Consider the following 10214-nt stretch of genomic DNA (forward strand, 5'->3'; position numbering starts at 1 on the left):
GATTCGGGCAAGGAGTGTGGCTGCCTCGGTTGGGGTGTCAATACCCCGAATCCTGAATCCCGGTTGCTGAATCCCGGTTGCTGAATCCCGAATCCCGAGCCCCGAATCATTCAAAATACAGCTTCACTTCGTCGATCGCGCGCTGCCAGAGGGAGCCCTCATCGACGGCCTGCAGGGCCAGCAGGGGTGGATCCAGCAGCAGTTCGTCGCCGAGCCGCACCTGCACGCTTCCCAGCGTGGTACCAGTCTCGACCGGTGCCATGATCCGGCTGTGCATCTGCACGCCGGCCTTGAGCTGGGCGTACCGGCCGCGCGGTATGGTCACGTACAGCGGCGCCTGCAGACCGAGCGGGACGGTCTCCTGTGCGCCCTTCCAGACGCGCGCATCGACCAGGCTGGTGCCGGCGTCGTAGAGCTTGTGCGTCTCGAAGAAGCGGAAGCCGTAGTTCAGCAGCGCCTGGGTGGCGGAGGCGCGCGCCTCTTCGCCGTCGGCACCGAGCACTACCGTGATCAGGCGCATGCCCTCGCGCTGGGCCGAGGCCACCAGGCAGTAGCCGGCGGATGAGGTGTGGCCGGTCTTGACACCGTCGACGCTGGCGTCGCGCCACAGCAGCCGGTTGCGGTTGTGCTGGGTGATGCCGTTGAAGGTGAATTCCTTCTGCGAATACCAGGCATAGTATTCGGGGAATTCCGCAATCATGGCGCGCGTGAGTTTGACGATGTCACGCGCGGTCATGTAGTGCTCGGGATCGGGCAGGCCGCTGGCATTCACGAAATGGCTGCCGGTCATGCCGAGCGCGGCGGCATAGCGGTTCATGTAGGCGGCGAAGGTCTCCTCGCTGCCGGCGATGTGCTCGGCCAGCGCGACAGTTGCGTCGTTGCCGGACTGCACGATCATGCCGATCAGCAGATTCTCGATGGAGACCTGCTTGCCGACCTCGACGAACATCCGCGAGCCTTCCATGCGCCAGGCCTTCTCGCTGATGGTGACCATGTCGCTCAGCTGAATCTTGCCCGCCGCCAGCTCCTTGAACACCGCATAGCCCGCCATTACCTTGGTGATACTGGCCGGTTCGAGGCGCTCGTCGGCATTCGCTTCCGCCAGCACCTGGCCGCTGTGAAAATCCTCCAGCAGGTAGCCGCGCGCCGCGACGCTGGGCGCCTTGGGGACCGGCAGTGCACCGGCCGTGGCGGGGGTATCGGGTGACTGCGCCGGTAGCACCGGCAGCAGGGTCAGATTCAGGAGGGTGAACAGAGACAACAGGATGATTCTTGGCATCTTCATAGGTGTGCGTTGGGCCAGCCTCGATTCAGAAAGTTCCGCGGGACAGCGCGGCCAATTGTCCGCGCCCGGGGTGGGATTTGCAACGCGCAGCGGCCGGTTCTGCAGCGTCCGTGCAGGCCTTCAGTCGATCACGACGTGCGGGTTGGCGATGCCGTAGCTGCCGAGTTTCACGGCGACGCGGTCGGCCTCGGCGACGCTGGCGAGCGGGCCGATGCGCACCCGATACAGTGGCCGCTGATCGCTGACGCCGGGGCTGATGTGGATGTCGGGCAGCGGTACCTGGCGCAGCTTGCTGGTCAGCTGCTCGGCATTCGCGCGGTTGACGAAGGCGCCCACCTGCAGATACAGCGACGGCCCTGCGGCCGGCTGGCGCGCGGGTGCCGTCGTGGCGCGCGCCTCGATGACGCGTGGCCCCTGCTCGACCGGGCGCGGCGCCGTGCCCGGCTGGATGCTGCGCACCTCCACCAGACCGGTGCCTTCGCTCAGGATCCCGAGTTTGGCGGCCGCCGCATAGGACAGGTCGATGACACGGTTGTCATAGAAGGGACCACGGTCGTTGATCTTCACCACCACCGAGCGGCCGTTGCGCAGATTGGTGACGCGCGCGTAGGTCGGTAGCGGCAGGCTCTTATGTGCGGCCGTCATGGCGTACATATCGTAGGTCTCACCGCTGGAGGTGCGGTGGCCATGGAACTTGGTGCCGTACCAGGAGGCGATGCCGCGCTCGACGTAACCGGTACTGGTCGGCATGACGTGATAGCGCTTGCCGAAGACCACGTAGCTGGAGGGATTGCCGTAGCGGCTGCGCGGCTCGTGCCGCGGCACGGCGTCGGGGATGGCCATGACATCCGGCGGGGCGGTCGGCGCGCCATCATGGCGACTGGAGTAGCGGCTGCTACCCCCGTCGTCGCGGCCGCTGCCGGCGCAGGCGCCAAGGATCAGGGCGACGAGGATCAGCGCCCAGGTACGCCAGGACCGGAATGGCTGCCACGTCATCTGCATGCGCATACTATCGGCGAAATCGCCGCAGTTTTCCAGTCCAACTGCCGGTGGCGCCGAAACCCACGAAATGATCCGTAGGCTGCGCCTCGACACACCCTACGGACCTATGGATCTTTTTGTTTGCCTCTCCGTATTTTCCGCGAGGCCGCCTAGCGCCCGGCGCGCCGGGTCGCGACCTCCACACCCAGCTGGTGTACGGCCATGGCGTACAGTGGGCTGCGGTTGTAACGGGTGATGACGTAGAAATTGTTGAACACCACCCACTGTTCCAGGCCCTGGGCGCCCTCGAGCTCGATCAGTGCCACGGGGGTGCCGGCTGGAATCGGGGTGGTGGTGACGACACCGTAGCGTGCCAGCTCCCCGGCCGGGAGGTGCGGCTTCAGACCCTTGTCGAGCAGTTGGCGGTAGGCATCACCCCGGACCTGTGCCCGGGCCACCACCGGTGCGCCCGGCACCCAGCCATGCACCTTGAGGTAATTGGCGACGCTGCCCAGCACGTCACGCTCGCTGTTCCACAGATCGCGGCGGCCGTCGCCGTCGAAATCCACGGCATAGCGGCGATAGCTGCTGGGAATGAACTGGCCTTGACCCATGGCACCGGCATAAGAGCCCTTCGCCTCCAGCGGATCGATCGCCTCCTCGCGCACGAGCAGGAAGAACTGCTCCAGCTCACTGCGGAAGAACGGACTGCGCGGCGGGTAGTCGAAGGCGAGTGTGGCGAGTGCATCGAGTACACGGTAGCGGCCGGTGTGACTGCCGTAGCGCGTCTCCACGCCGATGATCGCCACGATCACATCGGTGTCGACGCCGAAGTGCGCGCTGGCCTCTGCCAGGATGGCGGCATTGGCGTTCCAGAAATCCACGCCACCGTTGATGCGGGCCTCGGTCAGGAAGATGGGCCGGTAGTCGCGCCAGGGCTTGGCCTCGGCCGGGCGCGCAATGGCGTCGAGGATGCTCTGCTGCCGCTCCGCCTGCGCGAGCATGGCCTCGAGTTCGGCGCGCGGCAGCTGGTGGCGTTCGACCATCTCATCGACGAATACCCGTGCCTCCGGGAGCGCGGCATAGTACGCCGGCGACGTGGGTGTGGTCGCGCAGCTCGCGAGCAGCGGCCACTGGAGCAGCAGCAGGGACAGTGTGGCGATGCGGTTGCGGATCTGATGCATGGATTCCTTGCCTTGCCGCTCAGGTGGTGAGCAGCTTCCGGTGGGTGTGAATGGACATGAGGATACCGAAACCGATCATCAGGGTCACCATGGAAGTGCCGCCATAGCTGATCAGCGGCAGCGGTACACCGACCACGGGCAGCAGACCGGTGACCATGCCGGTGTTGACCAGCGCGTAGACGCCGAAGGTCAGCGCGAGGCTGCCACCGAGCAATCGGGTGAAGGTGTCCTGTGCCTGTGTGGAGATATAGACACTGCGCAGAATGATGACGCTGTAGACGGCGAGCAGCAGCAGAATGCCGATCAGCCCGAACTCCTCACCGAGCACGGCGAAGATGAAGTCGGTGGAGCGCTCGGGCAGGAATTCCAGCTGTGACTGTGTGCCGTTGAGCCAGCCCTTGCCGTACAGCCCGCCGGAGCCGATGGCGATCTTGGACTGGATGATGTGGTAGCCGGCACCGAGCGGGTCCTGTTCGGGATCGAGGAAGGTGATGACGCGCTGGCGCTGATAATCGTGCATGAAATACCACAGGATCGGCGCACAGGCGGCGCCGGCGGCGGCCAGACCGAACAGGAGGCGCCAGTAGAGGCCGGCGAGGAACAGCACGAAGAAGCCGGCGCAGCCGATCAGCAACGCCGTACCGAGGTCGGGCTGGCGCATGATCAGGAGTATCGGTATGACGAGCAGCACGGCCGCGACCAGCAGGCGTCGCGCGCCGGGGGGCAGACGGACGTCGGCGAAGTACCACGCCAGCATCATCGGCATGGCGAGCTTCATCATCTCCGACGGCTGGAAACGGACGAAACCGAGATCCAACCAGCGCTGTGCGCCCTTGCCGATATCGCCGACCATGAGCACTGCGGCCAGCAGCGCCACCCCGGCGCCGAATAACCACGGCGTCCAGCGATACAGCAGCTGCGGCGGGACCTGCGCGATGACGATCATGGCGCCGAAGGCCAGTGCCAGCCGCAGGAGTTGACGCTGCATCATCGTCTGGCTCTCGCCGGTGGCGCTGTAGAGCACCACCAGCCCGAAGGCGCAGGTGGCCAGCAGTGCCAGCAACAGCATCCCGTCGAGATGGAAACGCTGCAGCCAGGAGCGGCGCGTGCCGGAACCGGGGTTGATTTCTGCAATCACAACGGGTTGTCCTCGAAATACCGATCCAGGATCTGGCGTGCGATGGGCGCGCCGACGGCACCGCCGGAGCCACCGTTTTCCACCACCACCGCCACCGCGATGTGCGGCTCGTGGGCCGGCGCGTAGGCAATGAACAGCGCGTGGTCACGCAGTTTCTCGGCAATCGTCTCGGCGTCGTATTCTTCCTCCTGCTTGAGCCCGAAGACCTGGGCGGTACCGGTCTTGCCACCGATTTGATAGTCGATACCCGTGCCGATGCGGCGTGCCGTGCCGCGCGCACCGTGCACCACCTCGATCATGGCCGCCAGGACCTGGTCCCAGTGTTCCCGCTGCTGAATCGGGATGTGGCGCACGGGTGGCGCCGGCTGGGGTGCAAACGTGCCATCGGGTGTGCGGATCGCATGCACCACGCGCGGCGGGTGAAACTCCCCATAGCTGGCGAGCGTGGCGGTTGCCACCGCCAGCTGCAGTGGCGTGGCCAGATTGAAGCCCTGACCGATGCCACTGATCAAGGTCTCACCGGGAAACCACGGGGCGTTCTTGGTGGCCCGTTTCCAGGCGCTGGAAGGCAGGATGCCAGGCTGCTCACCGAGGATATCGATGCCGGTACGATCGCCGAAACCGAACGGGGCGAGGTAGTCGTGCAGACGGTCGATGCCGAGCGAGCGCGCCAGATCGTAGAAGTACACATCGCAGGATTCGACGATGGCGGTCCGCAGGTCGACCATGCCGTGGCCGGTACGCTTCCAGTCGCGGTATTTGCGGTCGTTGCCGGGCAGCCGGTAGAAGCCGGGACAATAGGTCCGGGTGTGGGTGCTGGTGACGCCAATCTCCAATCCGGCGAGGGCCACGAAGGGCTTGATCGTGGAGCCCGGTGGATATTGCCCGCGCAGGGCGCGGTTGAACAAGGGCTGGTCGGGGTCGTCGTTCAGCGCCTTGTAGTCTTTGTAGTCGATGCCGTTGACGAAGGGATTGGGGTCGTAGCCCGGCAGGCTCACCAGCGCGAGCACCTCGCCGCTGCGGGGGTCGACTGCCACGGCCGAGCCGTTGAAGTCGCCGAAGGCCGCTTCGGTGGCCTGCTGCAGGCGCGCGTCCAGGCTGAGATAGAGGCTGCTGCCGGCGTGCGGCGGCTGGCGTGACAGCACGCGCAGTATGCGCCCCTGGGCGTTGGTCTCCACCTGCTGATGGCCAACACGGCCGTGCAGCAGGTCTTCGTAGGTCTTTTCGACTCCGACCTTGCCGATGTGGGTGGTGCCGCGGTAATTGACCGTGTCAATGACGGTCAGGTCGTCTTCGTTGATCCGCCCCACATAGCCGATTGCATGCGCCGAATGGCGGCCCAGCGGGTAGTTGCGCGACAGGCCCGCGCGGATGTCCACGCCCGGGAACAGGTGCCGGTTCACTGCGAAACGTGCCACCTCCTCGTCGCTCAGATGAAAACGCAGCGGTACACCCTCGAAGCGGCTCATGCGTGTGCGTATCTTGTGGAAGCGCTCACGGTCGAAGTCGCGTATCTCGACCAGTGCGCCCAGCTCGGCCAGGGTCGTCTCCATGTCATGCACCTGCTCGGGGACGATCTCCAGGCGGAAGGAGGGCAGGTTCTCGGCCAGCAGGATGCCGTTGCGATCGTAGATCAGGCCACGGTTGGGCGGGATCGGCTGCAGCTTGACGCGATTGTCTTCGGACAGGGTGCGGAAATGTTCGTGTGCGACCACCTGCAGCCAGGCGAGCCGCGCGATCAGTGCTGCGATCAGCAGGCCGGCAATGATCATGGCCGTGATGGAGCGTCCCAGGAACAGGCGGCTCTCCAACAGGCTGTCTTTGAATGTGTGTAAGGGGTGGGGCATCTGCGACCCGGGACTAAGGGCCAGGGGCCGGCGAGGCGAGGCGGCGGAATGACATAAAGCGATACACGGTTTTCTTGTCCCCAGTCCCTGATCAGATTACGCGAAATGTGCGTCGCAGGCCGCGCAGCAGCAGAAACACGACCGGCCACAGCAGCGCCCCGATCAACGATGGCATCCAATACAGCCAGGAGTGGATCGGGCGGCCGACGATGCCGTTGACCCACAGGATCAGCAGCTGCCCCAGCGCCAGCAGCACCAGCATGCTCAGTGCCTGCTGCCAGAGGGGGTAGAGGCGCAGGCGCTGGTGGAGCTTCAGGGTCAGGAAGGCCACCAGGCTGTAGGCCAGTGCGTGCTGGCCGAGCAGCGTGCCGGTGAGTGCGTCGGTGAACAGGCCGAGCAGCCAGCCGATGCCTACGCCCACCCGCTGCGGCAGGGCCATGCACCAGTAGATCAGCACCAGCAGTACCCAGTCGGGGCGCAGCATGCGCAGCTCGTTCGGCAGGGGTACTACCGTCAGTATCAGGGCCACCACGAAGGTGAAAATGATGATGGCGCCGCCATGGTGGCGGATCAGCGTGCTCATTCCGTCTCCTCTCCGACGGACGGTGCTGCGGGTGCACCCGGTTCGGCGGCCGTGACCGGTTCGGGGAGGAGCTCGGTATGGGCACCGGTGGGTGGTGTCCATACCAGCAGCACCTCACGGCTGCGGTCCAGGTGCGACAGCGGCCGGGCGCTGACCGCGGCGAAGGCGTGGCCGGGGTCGATGGTGACCGTCGTCACCACCGCGACCGGGTAGCCCGCTGGGAAACGGCCGCCCAGGCCAGAGGTCACCAGCAGATCGCCCACCCGGATGTCTGCCGAGTTGGGGATATAGGGCAGCGACAATTCCTGCAGCGCGCCGGTGCCGACGGCGATACTGCGCAGACCGTTACGATTGACCTGCACCGGCACGGCGTGCGCCGGATCGGTGATCAGCATGGCCGTGGAGGTGAAGGGCGTGACGTGCAGTGTCTGGCCCATGACGCCGTAGGCATCCACCAGTGGCTGACCGACGAATACGTCCTGGCGTGAGCCCTTGTTGAGCACCACCTGGTGGCGGTAGGGATCCAGGTCGACGGCCATCAGTTCGGCGATCAGCACCCGGTCGCCGACCTTGAACGAGGAGTCGAGCAGTTCGCGCAGCCGCAGATTCTCCGTCTCCAGGGCCTCGAACTTCTGCAGCCGGGCCTGCAACAGCAGATGCTGGGCCTGCAGGCGCGCATTGTCCTCCTGCAGTTGCCGGCGTGTCGCGAACGACTCGCGCAGCCACTTGCCGGTCTGCCCGGGCAGATCGATCAGAGACTGGATGGGGTACACGACCACCGACAGGCCGGCGCGCAGGGACTCCAGGTGGTGCTGCCGGTGATCGACCGTCATGAGTACGACCGATGCAAGGACGAACACCACCAGTCGCGCGGCGATCGAGGGGCCTTGGGTGAACAGTAGCTTGATGATCAGCCTCGGCTACAAAGATGCAAGATACAAGAGACAAGATGCAAGTAGAACTATGGGTGGTTTTCGACTTGTATCTTGTAACTTGCCTCTTGTATCTCTATTCCACACAAAACACGTCGCCGCCGCGTTCGTCCATCATCTCCAGCGCGCGGCCGCCGCCACGGGCGACGCAGGTGAGCGGATCGTCGGCGACCACCACGGGCAGGCCGGTCTCTTCCATCAGCAGCCGGTCCAGGTCCCGGAGCAGGGCACTGCCGCCGGTGAGCACGATGCCGCGCTCGGCGACGTCGGAACCGAGCTCGGGCGGCGTCTGCTCCAGGGCCGTCTTGACCGCGCCGACGATGCCGGCCAGCGGCTCCTGCAGCGCCTCGAGGATCTCGTTGCTGTTGAGGGTGAAGCTGCGCGGGACACCCTGCGCCAGGTTGCGGCCCTTGACCTCGATCTCCTTCACCTCGTTGCCGGGGAAGGCCGAGCCGATCTCGTGCTTGATGCGCTCGGCGGTGGCCTCGCCGATCAGTGTACCGTAGTTGCGGCGCACATAGCTGATGATGGCGTCGTCGAAGCGGTCGCCACCGATGCGCACCGAGGCGGAATAGACGATGCCGTTCAGCGAGATCACCGCCACCTCGGAGGTGCCGCCGCCGATGTCCAGCACCATCGAGCCGCGCGCCTCGTCGACCGGCATGCCGGCACCGATGGCCGCCGCCATGGGTTCTTCGATCAGATACACCTCGCGTGCGCCGGCGCCGGCGGCGGATTCCTTGATGGCGCGGCGTTCCACCTGGGTCGAACCGCAGGGTACGCAGATCAGTACCCGCGGGCTCGGCCGGAACACCCGGCCCTCATGCACCTTGTGGATGAAGTGCTGGAGCATCTTCTCGGTGACGGTGAAGTCGGCGATGACGCCGTCCTTCAGGGGGCGGATGGCGGTGATGTTGCCGGGCGTGCGCCCCAGCATGGCCTTGGCCTCCAGGCCGACCGCCGCGATACTCTTGGGTCCGCCGGGGCCGCGGTCCTGGCGGATGGCCACCACCGAGGGCTCGTTGAGGACGATTCCGCGGTCGCGCACGTAAATAATGGTGTTGGCGGTCCCCAGGTCGATGGAAAGATCGTTGGAGAACATGCCGAGCAAACGTTTGAAACCAAACATGGAGTGGGCGCGCCTTTGCAGAGTTGGCGCGTAATTTAGCAACCTACAGGGGCTTTGGGCAAGGCGCCAAGTGTGTTATTTTCCGCCTTTTGCCGAAGCGGTCATTTTCAGGGAGCTGACATGGCATTGGATTCCTCCGCAGTGAACCGGATTGCACAGCTCGCGCAGATGGGCATTGCCGCCCAGGATGCCCCCGAGTACGCCCGCAATCTGTCCGCGATCCTCGCCTTCGTCGCGCAGCTCGACGCCGTCGACTGCAGCGGCGTACCGCCCATGGCCCACCCGCTGGATACGCCCCAGCGTCTGCGTGAGGATGCGGTGACCGAGTCCGACCAGCGCGACAAATTCCAGGCGCAGGCCCCCAAGGTCGAGGCCGGGCTGTATCTGGTACCCAAGGTTATTGAATAACGTGTTTGATATGGGAACCGCCAAGACGCCAAGAACGCCAAGATGTTTCTGAACCGCCAAGACGCCAAGACGCCAAGAGAGATCAAGTCATGGTGGCCGGTGATTGACTCGCGTTGGAAATAGTTCTCACTCAGTGGGTCGCGGTTTTTTTACTCAAAACGGATTTTCTTGGCGCCCTTGGCGTCTTGGCGGTTCCAATATCCAGCGCCTGAGGCGCCAAAGAGTAGCGTATCACCATGTATAACAAGACCCTAGCTGAGCTGGCCGTGGACCTGAAGGCCAAGGCCTATTCCAGCGAGGAGCTGACCCGGAGCCTCCTGGAGCGCATCGGGCGGCTCGATCCGCAGCTCAACAGCTTCATCACCGTGACCGCCGAGACCGCCCTGGCCCAGGCGCGCGCCGCCGATGCGCGCCGCGCCGCCGGCGAGGACGGCCCGCTGCTGGGCATACCGTATGCCCACAAGGATATCTTCTGTACCGACGGGGTCCGCACCAGTTGCGGCTCCAGGATGCTCGACAACTTCATCGCGCCCTACGACGCCACCGTGACCGCGAAGCTGGTCGCGGCCGGTGCGGTCATGCTCGGCAAGACCAACATGGACGAATTCGCCATGGGTTCGTCCAACGAGACCAGTTTCTATGGGCCGGTGCTGAATCCCTGGGACCCGGAGCGCGTGCCCGGCGGGTCCTCGGGCGGCGCGGCCGCCGCGGTGGCCGCGCCGCCCTG

10 protein-coding genes are annotated in these 10214 nt (G+C 65.3%); 2 read left to right on the forward strand and 8 right to left on the reverse strand.

Annotated features, from left to right (window positions below; all coding sequences use genetic code 11):
• Positions 1–106 precede the first annotated feature (106 nt).
• From K8I04_00815 to K8I04_00850, 8 genes are all read right to left on the reverse strand, one after another.
• Entirely contained in the window at positions 107–1285 is a 1179-nt protein-coding gene (locus tag K8I04_00815) for a D-alanyl-D-alanine carboxypeptidase (protein ID MBZ0070264.1), read from the reverse strand.
• A 120-nt stretch (positions 1286–1405) separates the two neighbouring features.
• The gene (locus K8I04_00820) at positions 1406–2281 is read right to left on the reverse strand and encodes a septal ring lytic transglycosylase RlpA family protein (GenBank protein MBZ0070265.1); all 876 of its coding nucleotides are present in this window, start codon (positions 2279–2281) and stop codon (positions 1406–1408) included.
• Positions 2282–2436: 155 nt separating this feature from the next.
• Complete coding sequence (gene mltB / locus K8I04_00825) at positions 2437–3450, reverse strand: lytic murein transglycosylase B (protein MBZ0070266.1); 1014 nt, start codon at positions 3448–3450, stop codon at positions 2437–2439.
• Positions 3451–3469: 19 nt separating this feature from the next.
• On the reverse strand, positions 3470–4519 hold the full coding sequence (rodA, locus tag K8I04_00830; GenBank protein ID MBZ0070267.1) for a rod shape-determining protein RodA: 1050 nt from the start codon (positions 4517–4519) through the stop codon (positions 3470–3472).
• Between the two features lie 65 nt (positions 4520–4584).
• Complete coding sequence (gene mrdA, locus K8I04_00835) at positions 4585–6435, reverse strand: penicillin-binding protein 2 (GenBank protein MBZ0070268.1); 1851 nt, start codon at positions 6433–6435, stop codon at positions 4585–4587.
• A gap of 91 nt (positions 6436–6526) precedes the next feature.
• Positions 6527–7018 (reverse strand): rod shape-determining protein MreD, encoded by a 492-nt coding sequence (gene mreD / locus K8I04_00840; GenBank protein ID MBZ0070269.1) that lies wholly within the window; start codon positions 7016–7018, stop codon positions 6527–6529.
• On the reverse strand, positions 7015–7926 hold the full coding sequence (mreC, locus tag K8I04_00845) for a rod shape-determining protein MreC (protein MBZ0070270.1): 912 nt from the start codon (positions 7924–7926) through the stop codon (positions 7015–7017). Before mreC ends, mreD begins: the two co-directional genes overlap by 4 nt.
• Positions 7927–8026: 100 nt before the next feature.
• Complete coding sequence (locus tag K8I04_00850; GenBank protein ID MBZ0070271.1) at positions 8027–9079, reverse strand: rod shape-determining protein; 1053 nt, start codon at positions 9077–9079, stop codon at positions 8027–8029.
• 120 nt (positions 9080–9199) lie between these two features.
• On the opposite strand from K8I04_00850, the gene gatC reads away from it, so the two are divergent.
• The gene (gatC, locus tag K8I04_00855; protein MBZ0070272.1) at positions 9200–9487 is read left to right on the forward strand and encodes an Asp-tRNA(Asn)/Glu-tRNA(Gln) amidotransferase subunit GatC; all 288 of its coding nucleotides are present in this window, start codon (positions 9200–9202) and stop codon (positions 9485–9487) included.
• A gap of 236 nt (positions 9488–9723) precedes the next feature.
• Positions 9724–10214: Asp-tRNA(Asn)/Glu-tRNA(Gln) amidotransferase GatCAB subunit A (locus K8I04_00860; protein ID MBZ0070273.1), on the forward strand; the 491-nt coding region annotated here is incomplete at its 3' end.

The sequence above is a fragment of the Gammaproteobacteria bacterium genome, assembly GCA_019911805.1.
GTDB lineage: Bacteria > Pseudomonadota > Gammaproteobacteria > Thiohalobacterales > Thiohalobacteraceae > JAHJQQ01.

Coding starts and splice junctions, on each gene's coding strand:
- rodA (MBZ0070267.1), bottom strand. CDS start 4,519: ATGCTGTTGCTGGCACTGCTGGCCACCTGCGCCTTCGGGCTGGTGGTG.
- mrdA (MBZ0070268.1), bottom strand. CDS start 6,435: ATGCCCCACCCCTTACACACATTCAAAGACAGCCTGTTGGAGAGCCGC.
- K8I04_00850 (MBZ0070271.1), bottom strand. CDS start 9,079: ATGTTTGGTTTCAAACGTTTGCTCGGCATGTTCTCCAACGATCTTTCC.
- mltB (MBZ0070266.1), bottom strand. CDS start 3,450: ATGCATCAGATCCGCAACCGCATCGCCACACTGTCCCTGCTGCTGCTC.
- K8I04_00815 (MBZ0070264.1), bottom strand. CDS start 1,285: ATGAAGATGCCAAGAATCATCCTGTTGTCTCTGTTCACCCTCCTGAAT.
- K8I04_00820 (MBZ0070265.1), bottom strand. CDS start 2,281: ATGACGTGGCAGCCATTCCGGTCCTGGCGTACCTGGGCGCTGATCCTC.
- mreD (MBZ0070269.1), bottom strand. CDS start 7,018: ATGAGCACGCTGATCCGCCACCATGGCGGCGCCATCATCATTTTCACC.
- gatC (MBZ0070272.1), top strand. CDS start 9,200: ATGGCATTGGATTCCTCCGCAGTGAACCGGATTGCACAGCTCGCGCAG.